The organism is Myceligenerans indicum, from assembly GCF_016742955.1.
GTDB lineage: Bacteria > Actinomycetota > Actinomycetes > Actinomycetales > Cellulomonadaceae > Myceligenerans > Myceligenerans indicum.
Genome location: NZ_JABBYC010000021.1, coordinates 1 through 19983, shown reverse-complemented (window position 1 = coordinate 19983; position 19983 = coordinate 1). Strand labels below are relative to the sequence as shown.

Sequence of the window (19983 nt, the reverse complement as noted above, 5' to 3'; positions counted from 1 at the left end):
CTGTGCGCCATGACCGAGCAGCCCGACGACGTGCCCACGGAACCGGCAGGCGCCGCCGAGCCGGCCGGAGGCGCCGCCGAGCCGGCCGGAGGCGCCGCCGGGCCGGCCGCGCCGCAGGACGGGTCTGCCGACACGGCCGGCGAGCTGGCACGGTCGCTGGAGACCCTGCGCACCCGGCTCGGTACGCTCCGCCTCCCGCTCGAGACCCCGGACGCGGAGCGGTCACGCGAGGTCAGGCGCCGCTCGGTCGACCAGTTGGACGACTACCTGCTTCCTCGCCTGCGCGCGCAGCAGGCCCCGCTGCTCGTGGTCGTCGGAGGATCGACGGGCGCGGGCAAGTCGACACTCGTGAACTCGCTCCTGGGCGAGGGCGTCACGGCGCCGGGTGTGCTGCGCCCCACCACGCGCGCGCCCGTGCTGGTGCACCATCCGTTGGATGCCCGCTGGTTCACGGGCGATCGCGTCCTGCCGGGCCTGGCACGCGTGACCACGGCGGGCGGACCGGCGCCGGGAGGGCGTGCCACGCGCGGCCCGGTCCCGCCCGCCCCGGGCGGCGGCACGGCGGAACCGCACACGCTGCGCATGGTCGCGAGCGAGGTGCTGCCCCGCGGGCTGGCACTGCTGGACGCACCAGACATCGACTCCGTCGAGCAGGCCAACCGCGACCTCGCCGCCCAACTGCTCGGGGCCGCGGACCTGTGGCTGTTCGTCACCACGGCCGCCCGGTACGCGGACGCCGTGCCATGGGATCTGCTGGCCTCGGCCGCCGCACGGCGCGCACAGGTGGCGATGGTGCTCGACCGTGTCGATCCGGGCGCCGAGGCCACGGCCGACGACCTGAGCGACCTCATGGCCGAGCAGGGTCTGGCCGACGCGCGCCTGTTCGTCCTCCCGGAGACGGGTCTGACGTCTGAGGGCTACCTTCCCGAGGACGCGGTGGCGCCCGTGGCCGACTGGCTGACGGGCCTCGGCGGTGACGCCGGGGCACGGGCGGCCGTCATCGCGGCGACGCGTGACGGCGTCGTCGACGACCTGGTGCTGCGGGCCGACGAGCTCGCGGACGCCGCCTACGCCCAGCAGGAGGCCGACACCCGGCTCCGGGCCGCCGTCGCCGGAGCCTACTCCGACGCGGTCGCCCATGTGCGGGCCGCGACGGCGGACGGCGCGCTGCTGCGTGGCGAGGTGCTCGCCCGCTGGCAGGACTTCGTCGGTACGGGCGAGTTCTTCCGCGCCCTGGAGCACAGGATCGGGCGCGTGCGGGATGCGGTCGGGGCCTTCTTCCGCGGCGCCCCGCGGCAGGCCCCGCAGGTGGAACAGGCGATCGCGCACGGCCTGGAGTCCGTGATCCTCGACGCCGCCGAGGACGCGGCCGAGCGGTGCTACGCCGCCTGGCGCGGCGACGGCGCGGGCCGCGCGCTGCTGGACGGGCTCGAGCTGTCCCGGGCGTCCGGGACGCTGCGGGCCGACGTCGGCGAGCAGATCCGTGGCTGGCAGGCCGACGTGCTGGACCTCGTCCGCGAGCAGGGATCGGCCCGGCGGGGCACGGCGCGGGCGTTGTCGCTGGGGGTGAACGGGCTCGGCGTGGCGCTCATGATCCTCGTGTTCGCGTCCACCGGAGGCCTGTCCGGGATCGAGGTCGGGATCGCCGGGGGCACCGCGGTCCTGGCGCAACGGCTGCTGGAGGCCGTGTTCGGCGAGGACGCGGTGCGACGGCTCGCCGTCGAGGCCAAGGACCGGCTGAGCGTGCGCGTGCGGGCCGTGCTGGACGGCCAGGCCGCCCGGTACACGGCGCAGCTCGACGCGATGGGGACCGCCGACGCGGGCGGAGCGGCGCTGAGGAGTGCGGCGCGCGGGGTCGCGGCCGCCGCGGACGCGGAACGTGGCGCCCGGGCCTCGTCGGACGGCGGGGAAGCCGCCCGGGCCGCGGCCGCGAGCGGGCCCGTCCGGGGGCTGCGCGGGGCCGGGATGAGCGGGGCGGGTGACCTGGCCGCCGGCCGGAGCGCCCCGGGACGGGTCCCCGACGCGACGTCCGGCGCCGGACCGGACCAGCTCGGCCGCTCCGACGACACGGAGGAGCAGGCCGGCCGCCGGCGCGGGTTCTGGCACCGGCTGTTCGGGCGTGAGGAGGCCGGCCGATGAGCCGTATCGACCTGGCCGCCCGCACGGCAGCGCTGGAGAACGCCGCCCGGGAAGGCGAGGGACGTCTTGACCGGGAGATCCTGGACGCCGCCCGTGCCGTGGCGGAGCGGGCGCGCGAGCGGGGCGGGCTGTCTGCGGAGCACACGGTGGTCGCGCTGGCGGGAGCCACGGGTTCGGGCAAGTCGTCCGTGTTCAACGCGGTGGCGGGCCAGGAGGTCGCGGTGACCGGCGTGCGGCGCCCGACCACCTCGCACGCGCAGGCGGCCTACTGGGGCGAGGGCGCGGGGCCGCTGCTGGCCTGGCTCGATGTCCCGCGGTACCTCGAGATGTCGGGGCCGGTGCCGTCGGGCGACTCGACCGGTCTGGTGCTGCTCGACCTGCCGGACCACGACTCGGTCGTGGTGGACCACCGGCTGCGCGCCGAGGCGCTCGTGGAGCGGGCGGACCTGCTGGTCTGGGTGGTGGATCCGCAGAAGTACGCCGACGCGGCGCTGCACGAGGGCTTCCTCCGTCCGCTGGCCGGCAGAGCCGACGTCGTCGTGGTGGTCCTGAACCAGATCGACCGGCTCACCGCCGGGGAGACCGCCGCGATGCTGGCGGACCTGAAGCGGCTGGTGGCCGACGACGGCCTGGACGGTGCGCGGGTGCTCGGCCTGTCGGCGGCCACCGGCCAGGGCATGGACGAGCTGCGCGGGCTGCTCGCCAGGGCGGCGAAGAAGCGCGAGGCCGCCACGGCACGCCTGGTGGGCGACGAACGTGCCGCGGCGTCGGACATCGTCGAGGCGTGCGGCGCCCAGCCGCGCGCACGGGCCGGGGACCGCGCCCGTGGAGCCCTGCTGCGGGCCCTGGAGGACGCGGCCGGTGTGCCCACGGTGGTCGACGCCGTCCGCTCGGCGGCGCGCCGTGACGCCCGCGCGGCCACGGGCTGGCCGTTGACCCGCTGGCTCGGGCGGCTGAGGCGCGACCCGCTGCGCCGGCTCGGACTGCGTGACACGGAGCGACGCGCCCCGCGGGGGCGGGAGGATCTCGTGCACACGTCCCTGCCGTCGCCCGTACCCGCGGTGCGCGCGTCGGCAGCCACGGGGGTGCGGCAGTACGTCGAGGAGGTGACCGACGGCGTCGCGGACTCGTGGGTGCTCGCCGCCCGCGCCCGCGTTCAGCAGGGGATCGACGAACTGCCTCACGCGCTCGACCAGGCCGTGGCGAGCACCCGGCTGGAGGCGGGCCGGAAGCCGCTGTGGTGGCGTGCCGTCAACCTGGTGCAGTGGACGCTGATCGCCGCGGTGGTCGCGGGCCTGGGGTGGCTGGGGTGGCTGTTCCTGCTGTCCTACCTCCGGCTGCCCATGCCGCCGACGCCGGTCTGGACGGTGCCGATGTTCGCCGGGGAGGGGCAGGGCGTGGTGTTTCCCGGCGCGCCACCGGGTCCGTCGGACGGTCTGGGCGTGGACCCGTTCCAGATCCCTTGGCCGACCCTGCTGGTGATCGGCGGGCTGCTGCTGGGCGCGCTGGTCGCGGTCGTCTCGCGGCTGGTGTCGGTGATCGGTACGCGGCGCAGGGCCGCCGCGGCCCGTCGCCGGCTGCAGGCGTCGGTGGCCGGTGTCGCCGACCGCCTGGTCCGGCTCCCGGTGGCCGAGGAGCTCGCGGCGCTCGGCCGATGCCGGACGGCGGCGACGATCGCCGCGAGCTGAGGCAGGCCGTCAGGCCCGGGGTCTACTCCTCCGCGTAGGCGGGCAGGTCCAGCTTCTCGCGGATGGAGGCGGCCGCGTCCCCGGCGTCGGCCTCCATCGCCTGGTCGACGTGGTCGAGGACCTCCTGCGTGGACTGCGCCGAGGCAGCCTGTTCCCAGTGGGAGGCCGCCTGCTCGTTCGCCTCGGCGAGTGCGGTGGCATCGTCCGCGACGTCCTCGGGCCAGGCGGTCTGCCGCAGCCCCTCCGACTCCGCCCGGAGTGCGGCGCCGACCGCACCGGCCAGGCCGGTCTGTTCCGCCAGCGGCGCCCCGTCGTTCACGGACGTCTCGAACTGCTCCAGCACGCCGTTGTACGGGGCGACGATCCGCAGGAACTGCTCACCCGCCGCCGCAGGGGTCAGCGGTCCGGCGGGGGACTCGGCGGCCGCGCCTTCCCGGCCGGTGACGTCCGCGCCCGTCGGGGTCGAGCAGCCGGTCAGGGACAGAGCGGCCACCAGGGCGACGACCGCGGCTGTGCGGCGCATGGTTTCCTCCAGGGTTGTTCGCAGGTGAGCGGTCATGAACTGTAGCCGTACGGCCGGTCCGTGAGGAGCACCGCGAGACCGGCGAAACGATTAGGAGCGGCCTGCGGGCGTGACCGACGTCGCCGGCCGGCGGCCGCCCGGCACGACGCGATGCACGAAGATGGTTCCCATGCGTCTGCACATCCCCATCTCCCTGCGCTGGTCCGACCTCGACGCGTATCAGCACGTCAACAACGTCGAGATGCTCGACCTGCTCCAGGAGGCCCGCATCGAGGCGTTCTGGCGCCACGAGGACGTCGTCGACCCCCTGCCGACGGCCGTCGTCGAGTCGGGGCCGACGGCCACGACGCACACGTTCGTCGCGCACCAGGAGATCGAGTACCTGCGGCCGCTGGAGTACACGCGCCGCCCGATCCTGGTGGAGATGTGGTTCGGCAAGCTCGGCGGCGCGTCGATCGAGGTGTGCTACGCGGTGCACGACGGCGCCCAGGGAGCCGTCGCGACGTCGGGCGACCCGCTCGACTCCGCCCCGTACGCGCGCGCCTCGACCACACTGGTGCTGGTCGACGCGGCAACCGGCACACCGCGCCGGATCACCGGGTCGGAGCGGGCGGTGTGGGAGCCCTACCTGGACGAACCGGTGAAGTTCCGCCGCCGCTGACGCCGCTGACGCCGCTGACGCCGCGGGCGGCGGTCAGGTGCGGGCGTGACCCGACGCCGGGCCACACCCGCACCGGACCGCGGGAAACCGGCGGTCAGGCAGGCCGCACCCGCGGCGCCGGCGCCGCCGGCGGCTCGGCGGCCGGCCGCTCCGCGAGCAGCCGGAAGGACTCGGCGATCGCCGCGTCGAGCTGCTTGTCGCTCGCGCCGAAGTAGTCCGCCGGCGTGTGCCACACCTCGATGTCGGGATCGACACCGTGGTTCTCGACGTCCCAACCGGGCCCCTCGAGCCAGAAGGCGTAGCGGGGCTGGGTGATCCCCGTTCCGTCCACGAGGTCGAAGCGCCCGTCGATACCGACGACGCCTCCCCAGGTGCGTACGCCGACCACGGGGCCGACCCCCAGGGCCTGGGCCGCGGCGTTGACGATGTCGCCGTCCGAGCCGGAGTGCTCGTTCGCCACGAGCACCACCGAGCCGCGGGGCGCACCGTCGGGGTACGGCATCGGGCGCTCGAAGTGACGGGCGCGGCTCCAGCCCACGATCCGCTGGGAGATACGCGAGATCACGAGCTGCGAGGTGTGGCCGCCACCGTTGAAGCGCACGTCGACCACCAGGCCCTCGCAGCGCACGGCCTGGCGCAGGTCCCGGAACATCTGGGCCCAGCCGGTGCTCGTCATGTCCGGGACATGCACGTAGCCCAGCCTGCCGTCCGACTTCCGGGCCACGTAGTCCCGGCGGGAGGCGACCCAGGCCTGGTACCGCAGCACCGCCTCGCTTGCCAGCGGCACGACCGCGACACGCCGGTCGGCGTCCGTGCCGGACCGTCGGAGGGTGAGCTCGACGGGGCGTTCCGCCGCTCCCGTGAGGTTTGCCGCGGGCCCGACAGCAGGGTCGACCGGCACACCGTCGACCGCGACGATCACGTCCCCGGGACGGGCACCTACGCCGGCGGCTCGGAGCGGGGAGCGGGCCTCGGGATCGGAGGACTCGCCCGGCAGGATCCTGTCGATCCTCCAGCCCTCGCCGGAGGGCGAGAGGTCGGCGCCCAGGAAGCCGAGCCGCCGTGAGGCGTCGCCCGGCTGTCCGGGCGGGCTGACGTAGGCGTGCGAGGTGTTCAGCTCGCCGACGGTCTCCCACAGGAGGTCGGCGAGATCGTCGTGCGTGGCGAGCCGCTCGACCAGGGGCCGCCAGCGTTCCACCGCCGCGTCCCAGTCGACGCCGTTCATGTCCGCGCGCCAGTAGTGGTCGCGCATGATCCGCGCGTTCTCCTCGAACATCTGACGCCATTGCGTGCGCGGGTCGACCTCGTACCGCATCCGGGACAGGTCGATCCGGGTGGACCCGCCCGGGCCGGGGTCGTCGCCCGGCTTGCTCGTGGCGGGCTGTGTCGTGAGCTGGTTCCCGGACCGCACGACGACGCGCACGCCGTCCCCCGAGACGCTGTAGTCGTCGGCCTTCGCGGCGACCTCGGTGGCCCGGCGCTCGTCGAAGGACCAGAACTGCAGGGCGTTCGCCGGCTCGTCCTCCTCCACACCGGCGCTCCGCGTCCCGAGTACCCCCGCGTCGTCCGGCTCCCGGATCCACAGGACGCCGCCCTTGGCGGCCCTCAGGTCGCGGTAGTGCCCCGAGGGGACCGGGAACGGGACGACGCGCTCCTCGGCACCGTCGTCGTCGAAGTCGGGGCAGACCACGGACGCGCCGGCCGTGTCACCGGTGCCCTCGTCGTCCTTCTCCTCGTTCGCGGACCCGCTCAGGCGCCAGCCGTCGACGCTCGGGCCGAACGGTGCGGGTTCGGCGGCGTCGAGCGGGATGAGCCACGGCCGGGTGGCCGGGCCGAACGACAGCGCGAACTCGTGCGCGTCGTAGGACGGGTCGAAGGTGCGGTCCGACAGCAGCACCAGGTACTTGCCGTCGTCGGTGAACGCCGGGGAGCGGTCGTGGAACTTCCCGGACGTGACGGCCCGCTCCGTGGGGCGGTCCGCACGCAGGTCGGCGATCATCAGGCGGTGGTGGTCGCCCTCGTTGCCGGTCGGGCTGCTCCACGCGAGGTACCGGCCGTCGGGGGAGAACACCAGTCCCTCGGCCTCCCCCGAGAGGGACAGGCCCACCTCGGTCACCGAGGCCTCCGCGGGCTCGCCCGCCGGGGGGACGGTGACCAGGCTGATCCGGCCGTCGTGCGAGATCGTGGCGACCCGGGAGCCGTCCGGGCTCGCCGCGAGGCCCAGGACCCGGCCGAGGCGGCCGCCCGCGAACCGCACGGGCGGCGTGGAGCCGTCCAGGGCGTGCACCTCCAGCGCGTCCTCGCCGTCCGTGTCCGTGACCAGCACCGCGCGGCCGGTGTCCCCGAGCAGCCCCGGCTCCCGGACACGCGTGGCCGGGTCCGCGACCAGGGCGCGCGCCGGACCCGCCCGGTGGGTCACCCAGAAGGCGGTGCCCAGCCAGCCGACGAGGCTCCCGTCGCCGCCCTTGTCCGTGGCCAGGCCGTCGATCCGGCCGGGAGCGGCCGTGTACGGCTGCGGGGTGGCGCCGGTCAGCGTGATGTCGAGGCGGCGCGGCGTGCCGTCCAGGGCGTCCAGGACCCAGAGGTCGCCCCGGCTGTGCCAGGCGATCCGGGTGCCGTCGGTCGTGGCGTCCCGGACGTACCCCTCGTGGGCCGTCTGGAAGGTGACCTGCCGAGGAGCGGCCGGGGTGCCGTCCTGGCCGGGAGCCGCCGTGGCCAGGCCGTCCCATGCCCACAGGTTCGCCTGCTCGTCGGCGTCGTCGGGGAACGTCGCCGCCCGGTCGGAGGTGAACAGGAGGGTGTCGCCCACCCACATCGGGTCCAGGACCGCCGCGTCCTCGTCGGGCAGGGCCTGTTCCCAGGTGCCGTCGCCCGGACGGTCCAGCCACAGGCGCGGCGCCGTCCCGCCGCGATACCGCTTCCAGTGCACCGCCGGCCGATAGCCGGCCGAGGCGAGCGCGGTGACGCCGCTGCCGTGAGCGGCGATGCCCCAGGCCGGGCCGAACCGCAGCCGCTCCACCGACCCGTCCGGCCCGACGGCGTGCACCACCGTCAGCCACCGGTGGTGCTCCGCGCCGTTGGTGGCCACGAGGACGCGACCGTCCTCGTCCCAGCCGAGCAGCAGGGTGCGGGAGCCGCCGAACCACGTGAGGCGGCGCGGAGCGCCGCCGTCCAGGTCCACGACGTACACCTCGGGATGCCCGTCCCGATGGGAGACGTAGGCGATCCGTGAGCCGTCCGGCGCGGTCCGGGGTGTGGAGCAGGGGACGTGGTCGCTGGTCAGACGCCAGGCGCGACCACCGGCGACGGGCGCGAGCCACACGTCGTCGTCGGCGACGAACGTGACGAGATCCTCGTGGAGGTGCGGGAAGCGCAGGTAGGGGCGAGACATGCGCACAACGTACCTGTGACCTGGGACACGGTCACGAGAAGTCCGCTCGGGGCGAAGACACGTCCGTCAGGGGGATCGGCTCCCTACCCGGGCAGGCGCATCATGCCTTCCTGGCCCATCGACGCCACGAGGGTGCCGTCCTGCTTGTACACGCGGGCGTGCCCCAGCGCGCGGCCGCCCTGCGCCGACGCCGCGCCCTGCACGTACAGGAGCCACTCGTCGGCGCGCACGTCGCGGTGCCACCACATGGCGTGGTCGAGGCTGGCCAGCGGGACCTTCCCGCCGCCCACCTCCTGCCACGACCGGCCGGCCGCCCGCAGGGCGGGTTCGAGCATGATCTGATCGCAGGCGAACGCGAGCATCGCCCGGTGCAGCATCTGGTCGTCGCTCCCGATCGGGCGCCGGGCCTTCATCCACACCAGCTGCGTGTGCGCGGGCTCGCCGGCGGACGGGTCTCGCGGCAGGTACAGCGATCCGCCCACGTGGCGCAGGTCGAACGCGGACTGCTCGGCCCAGAACGTGCGGGCCCGGTCGTCGGCGCCCTCGAGCTCCTCGACGGCGGAGGGAACGTCCCCGGGCGCGGGCACGCCGTCGGGCATCGGCGTGGTGAGTTCGAACCCGGGCTGTTCCTCCTGGAACGAGGCGATCATCGACAGGATCGGCCGGCCGAACTGCATCGCGTGGGACCGTCGCGCGCTGAACGACCTGCCGTCCCGCAGCCGTTCGACGGCGAACCCGATGGGCGCCTCCAGCGATCCCTCACGCAGGAAGTACCCGTGCAGCGAGTGGATCAGCCGCCCGGGTGGCACGGTGCGCGCGGCGGCGATGATCGCCTGCGCCAGCACCTGCCCGCCGTAGGCCCGCGGGGCGGGGCCGAGCACGCTGTCACCCTCGAACACGTCGTCCTCGCCGCGGGGGCCGGGCCCGTCGACGGGACGCAGGTCGAGAACCTCCAGGAGGTGACCCAGCGGGTCGGGCTCCTCGGCCGGAGGTGTCGTGCCGGGCGCCGCCGTGCCGGGCGGTGTCGTGTCCGGCGACGTCGTGCCGTCGCCGTCGGGCGTGGTCATCGGGTGATCGGCGGTTCGGTCCACGTGCTCGGTGCTCCTGTTGTCGCGTGCGGGGCCCGGTTCCGTGCTCCGCGCGTCGTGCGGTCCTCGACCCTCATTCTGCGGCCTGCGGGGCCGGTTCCGGGCACGGACCGCCGTTCGTCAGTCCTCGAAGGTGTTGATCATGGAGAAGGCGGCCCGCTCCAGGTAGTCCCACAGCTCGGCCTCGTGGGCCGGCGCGAGATCCAGCGCGTCGACGGCGGTCCGCATGTGCTTCAGCCAGCGGTCCCGGGCGTCCGGGTTGACCTTGAAGGGCATGTGCCGCATCCGCAGCCGGGGATGCCCCCGCTGCTCGGAGTACGTGCCGGGCCCTCCCCAGTACTGCTCCAGGAAGAGTGTGAGGCGCTCGGTGGCCGGGCCGAGGTCCTCCTCGGGGTACATCGGGCGCAGCACAGGGTCCTCGGCGACACCCTCGTAGAAGATGCCGACCAGCTTCGCGAACGTCTCGTGCCCGCCGACCTGTTCGTAGAACGACTTCACCGGGTCATCCTCGCATCCGTGGGTCACGGGAAGGACGCGCCGGAGAGATCGCCGGTGTGAGCCTGGTGACAGCACACCTCGACGACTGCAATGGGCGAAACCACCGATTTTCGTGCCTCCCTCTTGCGGCTCCGGATAGGGTGGTCGCAGACCGGCAACGACGCACGGGGTTTGGGAGCGTGATTCATGTCCAAGGCGAACGACATCCTGGTGGCACTCGGCGGCAACACGAACGTCGTCGAGCTCGAGCCGTGCATCACCCGCTTGCGTGTCGAGGTGAGCGATCCGGCCCTGGTGGACGAGCCGGGCTTGAAGAGTTCCGGTGCGTTCGGCGTCGTCCGGTCGGGGCGGGTGGTCCAGGTCATCGTCGGCCCGGAGGCTGACGACCTCGCCGCCGAGCTGGACGGTCTGCGGGCGTCCTGACGCCCGGCGCGCGAGGCCTCCGGCGACGCCGTCGGGTGCCGCCGTGCCGGCCGGCCGGGGCCGCGACCCGCACCACGGGCTGATGATCCGCCGGCGCACGCCAGGTGAAGGTCAGGGGCCGGTGTGTGAGAGGGCATGCGCGGGCTTGGATCCGGCAGGGGTGTTGCCGCTAGCGTGAGGCCCCGTGAACGACTACCAACTCGCCGCGGCATTCTTCGACGGCGCCGAAGGATTCTGGGCGTGGTTCGCGGACAAGCCGCTGAACATCCTCATCATCCTCGCCATCAGTGCCGTCGCCCTCGTCCTGACCCGTCGCGTGATCACGCACCTCACCGAGCGCATCACCGCCGGGGTGACCCGTGAGCAGGAGCGTGCCGCCCGGACGGCGGCGGTCGAGGACGCGGCCGACGCCGTCGGGAAGGCGCACAAGAAGCGCCGGAAGTTCCGGATCACCCCGCAGGCCCTGAGCGAGGCCCTCACCCAGGGCGGCAACGGGCACGCCACGGACCGCCGGGTCCAGCGCGCCCGCACGGTGGGCTCCGTCCTCAACTCCACGGCCAACATCGTCATCGGGACGTTCGCCCTGCTGTCGGTCCTCAGCGTGCTGGAGGTCAACCTCACCGGCCTGATCGCGAGCGCGGGCATTGCCGGCGTGGCCATCGGCTTCGGTGCCCAGAGCCTGGTCAAGGACTTCCTCAGCGGGATCTTCCTGCTCATCGAGGACCAGTTCGGCGTGGGCGACTTCGTCGACCTGGGCGGCGGCGTGACCGGCACCGTCGAGGCGATGGGCCTGCGCCTGACCCAGGTGCGCAACTTCGACGGCACCCTCTGGTACGTCCGCAACGGCGAGATCCTGCGCGCCGGCAACAGCACGCAGGAGTGGAGCCGTGCGGTGGCGCCCGTGCTGGTCCCGGTCGGGAGCGACGTCGACGTCGTGCGGACCGCGCTCGGCCGCGCGGCCGACCGCGTGCAGGAGGACCCCGAGACGTCGTCGGCCCTCCTGGAGGCCCCGTCCGTGCGTGGCGTCGACAGCGTGGACGCCTTCACGATCACGTTCACGCTGCACGCGCAGGTGCGGCCGGGTGAGCAGTGGGTGATCGCTCGTGCGCTGCGTGCCGCGGCCCAGGAGGAGTTGTTGCGCGAGGGCATCGTCGTGCACGGGGCGCCGGGCAGCCAGGCGGCGGACGCCTCCGAGGCGATCCGCAGGGCCGAGGACTGATCGCCAGGAGCCGAGCACCGATCGCCAGGGGCTGAGAAAGGCCGAATCGGGCCACGCGCCGGGCATTACCGCCGTGCGCCGCTGATCGATGGCAGGATCTTTCCCGTGAGCCACGACGACACACACGCCACGACCGGCGTCGACGGCGCCACGGATCCGGTCGGCCGGTCGGCGCTGCCCGAGCTTCCGGAGGATCTCGCCGATCTCGCGGAGCTGTGCGGTGTGCGGACCGTGTTCACCGATGCCGAGGGGACCGTCCGCCGGGTCAGTCCGTCGACGCTGGCGGCGGTGCTCGGTGCGCTGGGCGTCCCCGCCGGGTCGCCGTCGGCGATCGCCGAGTCCGTCGTCCGCGTGCGGGACGACGAGTGGCGCGACATGCTCCCGCCCGCGGTCGTCGTCCGCCAGGGGACGCCGGTGCAGGTGCCGGTCCACGTGGCCGACGGCGCGGGCGTCTCCTGCTGGGTCGAGCCCGAGGCCCCGGATCCTCCCGTCGCACCCGGCGCCACCCCGTGGCGCGTCGCTCCCGTCACGGGCACGATCCGGCGCGTCACGCCGTCGTCCGGCACGCGGCCTGGCGGGGCCGGCGACGCGGCGCCCGCCCCGGGCACGCGTCACCTCGAACAGCTGGACGTCATCGTCGAACCGCGCACCGTGGACTCCCGGAAGGTGGGCAGGGCGACCTTCCTCGTCCCCGGCGACCTGCCGCTGGGCTGGCACACACTGCACGCCGAGTCCGACGGGGTGGCGGCGTCGACGACGCTCGTGGTCACCCCGGACCGGCTGGAATCTCCGGAGACGCTCTCCGGGGGCCAGGCCTGGGGCTTCCAGACCCAGCTCTACTCGGTCCGCTCCCGGGACTCGTGGGGCATCGGTGACCTGGCCGACCTCGCCGACCTGGCCTGGCTCACCGCGAACAACGCGGGCGCCGACTTCGTCGCGCCCGGCCCGCTGCAGGCCACCGAGCCCACCGCACCGATCACCGACAGCCCGTACCTGCCCACCTCGCGCCGCTTCCTGTCACCGCTGTACATCCGGCTCGAGGACATCCGCGAGACCGCCTACCTGTCCTCGGCGGACCGGTCGCTGGTCGAGTGGGCCGGCGAGCCCGTGCGTGACCTGTCGGGCGACTCCTCCCCGATCGACCGCGAAGCGGTCTGGGACGCCAAGAAGTCCGCGCTGGAAGTGGTGTTCACGGCCGCGCGGTCGGCCGCGCGGCAGACCGCGTTCGACGAGTACGTGCTGGAGCAGGGCCGCGGCCTCGTGGACTTCGCCACCTGGTGCGCCATCGCGGAGCACCTGGGGGAGCAGGAGTGGCCGCCGGACCTCCTGGACCCGGCGTCGCAGACGGTGACCATGCTGCGCGGCTCTCTCAAGGACCGCGTCGAGTTCTACTGCTGGCTCCAGTGGGTGGCCGACGAACAGCTGCGGCGCGCCCACCGGGTCGGGCTCGAGGCCGGGATGCGGCTCGGGATCCTCAAGGAGCTCGCCTCAGGGGTGCACCCCGAGGGCGCCGACGCCTGGGTGTACCCCCGGGCGCTGGCGCGCGGGGTGTCGGTGGGGATACCGCCGTCGTCGGCCGTCGGGCCGGAAGGCCGGAACCGAGGGCTGCCGCCGTGGCACCCGCGGGAGCTCGCCAAGGCCGGGTACCTGCCGTTCCGGGACATGCTGCGCACAGCCCTGCGGCACTGCGGCGCGTTGCGGGTCGGGCACATCGGAGACCTGTTCCGGTCCTGGTGGATCCCCGGCGCGACCCGGGCCACCGCCGGGGCCTACGTGACCTACGACCACGAGGCCCTCGTCGGCATCCTGTGCCTGGAGGCACGACGCGCCGGGGTCCCCGTCATCGCCGACGACGGGCTCCTCGACGCCGACGAGCGGGAGTACCTGGCCGGCCGCGGGCTCCTGAACGGATCCGTGCTGCTCGCCGACCAGGCGGACACCGGCGAGCTGGTCGCGCCGCAGGACTTCCCGGCCGGCGGGTTCGTGGTCCCGACACCGCCCGAACTGCCGCCGACGGCGAGCTGCCTCGCCGGCGAGCACATCGACCTGGGCGAACGGCTCGGGATCCTCACCGAGGACGCGCAGGTGCTGCGCTCGCGGGCCCGCGCCCGCAGGGAGGCGCTGATGACCTCCCTGTCCCGGACGGGCATGACGACGTTCGACCCGTCCGAGCGCGAGCTCGTCGAGGGGCTGTACCGCTACCTGCGGGACACCCCGGCGGCAATGGTCGCGGTGAACCTCGCCGACGCGGTCGGGGAGCGGCGCACCCAGGCGCAGCTCGGAGCCGACGACGGCTACCCCAACTGGCGGGTTCCGCTGGCGGACGGCTCGGGCGCACTGGTGATGCTGGAGGATCTGTTCGACTCGGCACGGCTGCGGTCCCTGGTGGCCGTCCTCAACGAGAGGACCTGACCGGTCTGCGGCGTGTCCGGGGCAGCTTCCCGTGAAGCTGAACGGTTCGCTAACGATCGTCTTGCATGGAATTTGAGGCCCGCGTACGGCCGGACTGGTGGCATGATCGACCCCGGAAATCGCTGAACACAGGGCGCTCAGGCGCCCCGACCAGACTGGAGGGCCCGTGCCCGGAGAGAACCTCACGCGAGCCGAGGCCGTCGAGCGCGCCGACGTCGTCACCGTCGACTCGTACGCGATCGACCTGGACCTGACCACCGGACCGACGACGTTCGCGTCCACCACGACCGTGCGCTTCACCGCCACCCCCGGTGCCGCCACCTTCATCGACCTCGTGGCCCCCACGGTGCGGTCCGTCGTGCTGAACGGGCGCGAGCTGGATCCGGCGGGCGTGTTCGCCGACTCCCGTATCGCCCTCGACGACCTGGCTGCGGAGAACGAGCTGACCGTCGTCGCCGACTGTGCCTACACCAACACGGGCGAGGGGCTGCACCGCTTCGTGGACCCGGTCGACGGCGAGGTCTACCTGTACACGCAGTTCGAGGTGCCGGACTCGCGCCGCGTGTTCGCGGTCTTCGAGCAGCCGGACCTCAAGGCGGCCTACCAGTTCACGGTGACCGCTCCCGAGTACTGGGAGGTCGTGTCGAACGAGCCGACGCCGGAGCCCGTGGCCGCGACGCACGCCACGGACGCCTCGGTGAAGGCGGCGACGTGGACGTTCGCCCCCACGCCGCGTATCTCCTCGTACATCACCGCGCTCGTCGCCGGCCCGTACGCCGTCGAGCGGAGCTCGCTCACCTCGGCGGACGGTCGGGAGATCCCGCTCGGTGCGTTCTGCCGCAAGTCTCTGAGCGAGTACTTCGACGCGGACTACATCTTTGCCACGACGCGCAAGGGCTTCGAGTTCTACGAGAGCGTCTTCGGCGTTCCCTACCCGTTCACGAAGTACGACCAGCTCTTCGTGCCGGAGTACAACATGGGCGCGATGGAGAACGCGGGCTGCATCACGTTCACCGAGTCGTACGTGTTCCGCTCGAAGGTGACCGACGCCGTCCGTGAGCGCCGGGTCGTGACGATCCTGCACGAGCTCGCACACATGTGGTTCGGCGACCTGGTCACCATGAAGTGGTGGAACGACCTGTGGCTGAACGAGTCGTTCGCGGAGTACGCCTCGACGCTCGCGACGGCCGAGGCCACCGAGTGGACCGAGGCGTGGACGACGTTCGCGGCGATGGAGAAGGCGTGGGCGTACCGGCAGGACCAGCTGCCCTCGACCCACCCGATCGTGGCGGAGATCCGCGACCTGGAGGACGTCCAGGTCAACTTCGACGGCATCACCTATGCCAAGGGCGCCTCGGTGCTGAAGCAGCTCGTGGCGTGGGTGGGACGGGACGCGTTCGTCGCGGGAGTGTCCGCGTACTTCGGCAAGCACGCGTGGGGCAACACGGAGCTGCCGGACCTGCTGACCGAGCTGGAGTCCACCTCCGGGCGCGACCTGACCGAGTGGTCGGCGAAGTGGCTGGAGACCGCTGGCGTGAACACGCTGCGGCCCCACGTCGAGACGGACTCGCACGGGCGGATCGCGTCGTTCGTCGTGGAGCAGACGGCGCCCGCCGAGTGGCCGACGCTGCGGCCGCACCGGCTCGGCATCGGGTTCTACTCGGTGACGGATGCGGGCAAGCTGGAGCGGGTGCACCGCGTGGAGGTCGACGTCGACGGTGAGCGCACCGAGGTGATGGAGCTGGTCGAGCTGGACCGCCCGGCTCTGGTGCTGCTGAACGACGACGACCTCGCGTACGCGAAGATCCGGCTCGACGACGAGTCCCTGACCGTGGCCGTGGAGCACCTGTCACGGATCGCCGACCCGCTGACCCGGTCCCTCGTGTGGGGGTCCGCGTGGGACGCGGTGCGTGACGGTGAGACCCCGGCCTCGGCGTACGTGGACCTGGTGCTCGGCAACATCGCGGCCGAGACCGAGTCGACCACGGTGCGGACGACGCTGAACCAGCTCGTGCTCGCGATCCGGCAGTACGTGGCGCCGGGTGCCCGGCCGGCGACCCTCGTGCGGGCGGGGGACCGGCTGGCCGAGCTCGCGCGCGGCGCCGAGGCGGGCTCCGACCTGCAGTTCCAGCTCGTGAAGGTGTTCGCGCACCTCGCCTCGACGCGAGAGCACGTGGCGCTGCTCAAGGGTCTCCTGGATGGGTCGACGGCGCTGGACGGGCTGGAGATCGACACCGACCTGCGCTGGGAGCTGCTCGAGGGTCTTGTGCTGAACGGGGCTGCCGGGGAGGCGGAGATCGCCGCGACACTGGCTGAGGACGACACCGCCACCGGGCGGCAGTCCGCGGCCCGGGCGCGTGCGACGGTGCCCGTCACCGACGCCAAGCTGGCTGCCCTGGAGTCGGTGGTGTCCGACTCGGAGGCACCCAACGCGATCATCCGCAACACGGGTCTCGGGTTCGTCCACGTCAACGACGCCGCGGTGCTGGCGCCGGTCGTGGGACCGTATCTCGACGCGGTCCTGCGTGTCTGGCAGGAGCGGTCGTACCACATCGCGGAGGAGATCATCGAGGGCTTCTACCCGGCGCCGCTAGCCTCGGCGGAGCTGCGTGACGCCGTCTCCGCCTGGCTGACCGACCACGCGGACGCGGCCCCGGCGCTGCGCCGTCTCATGGTGGAGGGCCTGGCCGGGACGGAGCGTGCGCTGCGCGCGCAGGCGGCCGACGCCGTGTAGGGCGCTGCCGCAGAAGGACGGTCCGGGGGTGTGTTGCCGTGTGGACGGCTCACGGCGATACCCTCGGACCGTCGTATGATCCAAGGTCGATCGTGTCCGAGAGAAGGAGCCGCATGTCCGGAACCGTGCCCCCTCCACCGCCGCCCGAGGGGTGGGACGACGAAGGGACCGGCGGGGCCGACCAGGTCCCCACCGCCGCCACGCCCGCGGCGCCGGGGCCGGGCCCGCAGCGTGTCTCGGCGACCACGAGGATGCCCCCGGCGATCTCGCCCACGTCGCAGTTCTCCGATGCCGTGACGCCCGCCCCGGCGCCACGGGTGCAGCAGCCGGGCTACGCGCCGCAGCAGGCGTACCCGCAGCAGGCGGGATACGAGCAGCAGGGCTACCCGCAGCAGGGGTATCCCCAGCAGCAGGGCTACCCGCAACCGGGTTACCCGCAGCAGGGTTACGAGCAGCAGGGATATGGCCAGCAGCAGGGTTACCCGCAGCAGGCGGGGTACGAGCAGCAGGCCTACGCCCAGCAGCAGGGCTACCAGCAGCAGGGCTATGCGCCCCAGCCGCAGGGCTACGCACCTCAGCAAGGCCAGGAGCAGGCGCCCGCGCGGCGCAAGCTGAGCCCGGGATGGGTCGCCTTCATCGCGCTGGACATCGTCCTCGTGGTCGCGGCGATCGTGTTCGCGGTGAACCTCTTCTCCTCCGACGGCGAGAAGTCGCCCGTCGTCGGGGCGAGCCAGGAGGCGGAGGCCTCGGCTTCCAGCGGCGGGGACGAAGACACGGGATCCTCGCAGCCGGAGTACGCGCAAGGTCTCGAGATGGACGCGGCGGGGGTGAAGATCTTCGCGTCGCCGACGGGCAATATCACCTGCACGCTGTCCGAGAACGCCGCGACCTGCGGCATCGTCACGCTCAACAACCCCCCGGCGCCTGAGGGGTGCTCCGGTGTCCAGGGCCACATCGTGTCACTGGACCAGTCGGGGCAGCTGACGCTCCCGTGCGTCGCCAAGAAGGACAAGCCGGTGGAGGCGAAGGGCATCAAGGCCCTGAAGTACGAGAAGACGCAGAAGGCACACGGCTTCACCTGCGTGAGCCGGACCACCGGCATGTCGTGCACGCACGACGCCACGGGGTCGACCTTCACGGTGGCGAAGGCCGGAATCACGTTGTCCTGATTCCCTCGCGCCGAGATCATCGAGGGCCGCCGAGGCGGGACGCGCACCACGCGCGGTCCGGCCTCGGCGGCTTTTTGTCGGGCCTTTGGTCTGGTGGAAGTCATCTCTTGTCCTGGTTTGCACCATGTTAGCGATCTCACGCTATGCTCGCTCGCGCACCAGCCACCCGCCGTTTCGCGGGTGTTTGCGCGCCACCGGTCAACCGAGGACCGGTGGTGTCGCCCTCCAATGTTGAAGGGAATGACAGACGCGATATGCGAGTGACGCGTAAGACCACCGCGGCGGCAGCATCAGCTGCCGTCCTCAGCCTGCTGCTCACCGGGTGCGGGATCGGGTCCGCAGAGAGTTTCGAGCCCTCCGTCCGCTCGCACGAGCAGGTCACCGTCTTCACCTGGTGGGCGTCCGGCGTGGAGAAGCGGGGTCTGGACAAGCTGGCGGAGGTGTTCGAGGAGCAGCATCCCGGGATCGAGTTCGTCAACGACGGCCTCATGGGCGGTGGCGGCAGCTCGACGTCGAAGGACCACCTGCAGTCCCGGCTCGAGACGCAGGACCCGCCCGACGTGTTCGTCGCCCACGCGGGCGCCGAGCTGCACGACTACATCAGGGACGAGTACATCCAGGACCTGACCCCCCTCTACGAGGAGTTCGGCCTCAAGGAAGCTTTCCCGCAGGATCTCATCGAGCGGCTCTCCACCGACGACGGCAAGATCTACTCGGTCCCGTCGAACATCCACCGTGCGAACCTGCTCTGGGTCAACCCGTCGGTACTGGAGCGCAACGGTCTCGAGACGTCGGGCGAGTACGACGATCTCGACGACTTCATCGCGGATCTGGAGACGCTGAAGCAGGCCGGGATCGAGGCGCCGCTCTCGGTCGGGACCACCTGGCCGCAGGTCCACCTGCTGGAGACCACGCTGCTCGCCGACCTCGGCCCGACGGCGTACAGCGGTCTCTGGAGCGGGAGCACCGCCTGGAGCGACCTTCGGGTCACCACCGCACTGGGGCACTACGAGTCCCTGATGAGCTACACCAACCCCGACCGCAACGATCTCGAGTGGGACGCGGCCAGCGAGATGGTGATCCAGGGCGACTCCGCCTTCAACATCATGGGTGACTGGGCTCTCGCCGCGTACGACACCGAGGGCAAGACGTACGGAGAGGACTACGAGGCCGTCCCGGCCCCGGGCACCGCCGGGACGTTCGACTTCCTCGCCGACTCGTTCACGATGTCGGCCCACATCCTCGACGAGGACAGCGCCAAGGCGTGGTTGCAGACGGTCAGCTCGAAGGAAGGGCAGGTCGAGTTCAACAAGATCAAGGGCTCGATCCCCGCCCGGACCGACATCGACGCCTCGAAGTTCTCCGAGTACCAGAAGACCGCGATCACGTCGTTCGGCGAGGACACGATCGTGTCGTCGGTGACGCACGGGGCCGCGGTCCCGGTCGCGCAGCTCAGTGTGATCACGGATGCGGTGCGGGCGTTCAACGACGGCTCCACGGACATCGCCACCTTCCAGGCGGCCCTGGCCGCGTCGGCCGACGCATAGCCGCGCGGCAGGTCTCGGAGTCCCCGATGGGGGCGGGGGCTCCGAGACCGAGGTGTCGACGTACCCGGCTCGCGACAGGAGGAGCGGCGCGGCAGGATGCCGCGCCGCTCCTCCTGTTCTCCGTGTGGTCCGGGACGCCGCGCGGCGACCGGGAGAGCGGGTCGCCCGCCGAGCGGGACGTCGCGGGCGGTCAGCCCTTGACGGAGCCGGACATGAGACCGCCGACGAAGTACTTGCCGAGCAGGATGTAGACCAGCAGGGTGGGCAGCGACGCCAGCAGCGCGCCGGCCATGGACACGCCGTAGTTCTGCAGCAGGGCCCCGTTGGCGAGGTTGTTCAGCGCCACGGTGACCGGGCCGTTGCTGCTGGAGGAGAAGAACACGGCGAACAGGAAGTCGTTCCAGGCGTTGGTGAACTGCCAGATGAGGACCACCACGAAGCTCGGGATGGAGATCGGCAGCAGCACGTTCCAGTACGTGCGCAGCATGCCC

Annotated in this window: 14 protein-coding genes; 9 read left to right on the top strand and 5 right to left on the bottom strand. The window is 72.7% G+C overall.

Going from position 1 to position 19983, the window contains the following annotated elements; translation table 11 throughout:
- Nucleotides 1-9 precede the first annotated feature (9 nt).
- Entirely contained in the window at nucleotides 10-2139 is a 2130-nt protein-coding gene (locus HGK34_RS12445; RefSeq protein WP_244666681.1) for a dynamin family protein, read from the top strand.
- Nucleotides 2136-3827, top strand: a complete 1692-nt coding sequence (locus HGK34_RS12440; RefSeq protein WP_201847721.1) for a GTPase — start codon at nucleotides 2136-2138, stop codon at nucleotides 3825-3827. The genes HGK34_RS12445 and HGK34_RS12440 overlap by 4 nt, the downstream gene beginning before the upstream one ends.
- A gap of 22 nt (nucleotides 3828-3849) precedes the next feature.
- Here the strand turns inward: HGK34_RS12440 and HGK34_RS12435 are convergent, their stop codons facing one another.
- Nucleotides 3850-4350, bottom strand: coding sequence for a hypothetical protein (locus HGK34_RS12435; protein ID WP_201847712.1), 501 nt, complete (start codon nucleotides 4348-4350; stop codon nucleotides 3850-3852).
- 169 nt (nucleotides 4351-4519) lie between these two features.
- Between HGK34_RS12435 and HGK34_RS12430 the strand changes: the two genes are divergently transcribed.
- On the top strand, nucleotides 4520-5011 hold the full coding sequence (locus HGK34_RS12430; protein WP_201847710.1) for an acyl-CoA thioesterase: 492 nt from the start codon (nucleotides 4520-4522) through the stop codon (nucleotides 5009-5011).
- A 94-nt stretch (nucleotides 5012-5105) separates the two neighbouring features.
- Here HGK34_RS12430 and HGK34_RS12425 read toward each other — a convergent pair whose 3' ends face one another.
- From HGK34_RS12425 to HGK34_RS12415, 3 genes are all read right to left on the bottom strand, one after another.
- Nucleotides 5106-8402 carry a S41 family peptidase gene (locus tag HGK34_RS12425; RefSeq protein WP_201847708.1) on the bottom strand — a complete coding sequence of 1099 codons (3297 nt, stop codon included), beginning with the start codon at nucleotides 8400-8402 and terminating at the stop codon, nucleotides 5106-5108.
- A gap of 83 nt (nucleotides 8403-8485) precedes the next feature.
- Complete coding sequence (locus tag HGK34_RS12420) at nucleotides 8486-9493, bottom strand: acyl-CoA thioesterase (protein WP_307815932.1); 1008 nt, start codon at nucleotides 9491-9493, stop codon at nucleotides 8486-8488.
- A 117-nt stretch (nucleotides 9494-9610) separates the two neighbouring features.
- Nucleotides 9611-9988 (bottom strand): globin, encoded by a 378-nt coding sequence (locus tag HGK34_RS12415; RefSeq protein WP_201847706.1) that lies wholly within the window; start codon nucleotides 9986-9988, stop codon nucleotides 9611-9613.
- Between the two features lie 186 nt (nucleotides 9989-10174).
- Between HGK34_RS12415 and HGK34_RS12410 the strand changes: the two genes are divergently transcribed.
- The 6 genes from HGK34_RS12410 to HGK34_RS12385 all read left to right on the top strand — a co-directional run bounded on the left by HGK34_RS12410 (nucleotide 10175) and on the right by HGK34_RS12385 (nucleotide 19492).
- A complete protein-coding gene (locus HGK34_RS12410; RefSeq protein ID WP_201847704.1) occupies nucleotides 10175-10411 on the top strand; it encodes a PTS sugar transporter subunit IIB in 237 nt (78 codons plus the stop codon).
- Nucleotides 10412-10595: 184 nt separating this feature from the next.
- Entirely contained in the window at nucleotides 10596-11630 is a 1035-nt protein-coding gene (locus tag HGK34_RS12405) for a mechanosensitive ion channel family protein (protein WP_201847702.1), read from the top strand.
- A gap of 105 nt (nucleotides 11631-11735) precedes the next feature.
- Nucleotides 11736-14042 (top strand): 4-alpha-glucanotransferase, encoded by a 2307-nt coding sequence (gene malQ, locus HGK34_RS12400; RefSeq protein WP_307815931.1) that lies wholly within the window; start codon nucleotides 11736-11738, stop codon nucleotides 14040-14042.
- Between the two features lie 166 nt (nucleotides 14043-14208).
- Nucleotides 14209-16776, top strand: a complete 2568-nt coding sequence (pepN, locus tag HGK34_RS12395) for an aminopeptidase N (protein ID WP_201847700.1) — start codon at nucleotides 14209-14211, stop codon at nucleotides 16774-16776.
- A 113-nt stretch (nucleotides 16777-16889) separates the two neighbouring features.
- Entirely contained in the window at nucleotides 16890-17945 is a 1056-nt protein-coding gene (locus HGK34_RS12390) for a hypothetical protein (RefSeq protein ID WP_201847698.1), read from the top strand.
- Between the two features lie 254 nt (nucleotides 17946-18199).
- On the top strand, nucleotides 18200-19492 hold the full coding sequence (locus HGK34_RS12385; RefSeq protein ID WP_201847696.1) for an ABC transporter substrate-binding protein: 1293 nt from the start codon (nucleotides 18200-18202) through the stop codon (nucleotides 19490-19492).
- Nucleotides 19493-19682: 190 nt separating this feature from the next.
- On the opposite strand, the gene HGK34_RS12380 is transcribed toward HGK34_RS12385, so the two are convergent.
- On the bottom strand, nucleotides 19683-19983 hold a 301-nt coding region (locus tag HGK34_RS12380; RefSeq protein WP_201847694.1), incomplete at its 5' end, for an ABC transporter permease subunit.

Bases quoted from the DNA above. Each gene is read 5' to 3' on its own strand.
- HGK34_RS12445 (WP_244666681.1), top strand. From the start codon at position 10: ATGACCGAGCAGCCCGACGACGTGCCCACGGAACCGGCAGGCGCCGCC.
- HGK34_RS12440 (WP_201847721.1), top strand. From the start codon at position 2,136: ATGAGCCGTATCGACCTGGCCGCCCGCACGGCAGCGCTGGAGAACGCC.
- HGK34_RS12435 (WP_201847712.1), bottom strand. From the start codon at position 4,350: ATGCGCCGCACAGCCGCGGTCGTCGCCCTGGTGGCCGCTCTGTCCCTG.
- HGK34_RS12430 (WP_201847710.1), top strand. From the start codon at position 4,520: ATGCGTCTGCACATCCCCATCTCCCTGCGCTGGTCCGACCTCGACGCG.
- HGK34_RS12425 (WP_201847708.1), bottom strand. From the start codon at position 8,402: ATGTCTCGCCCCTACCTGCGCTTCCCGCACCTCCACGAGGATCTCGTC.
- HGK34_RS12410 (WP_201847704.1), top strand. From the start codon at position 10,175: ATGTCCAAGGCGAACGACATCCTGGTGGCACTCGGCGGCAACACGAAC.
- HGK34_RS12390 (WP_201847698.1), top strand. From the start codon at position 16,890: ATGTCCGGAACCGTGCCCCCTCCACCGCCGCCCGAGGGGTGGGACGAC.
- HGK34_RS12385 (WP_201847696.1), top strand. From the start codon at position 18,200: ATGCGAGTGACGCGTAAGACCACCGCGGCGGCAGCATCAGCTGCCGTC.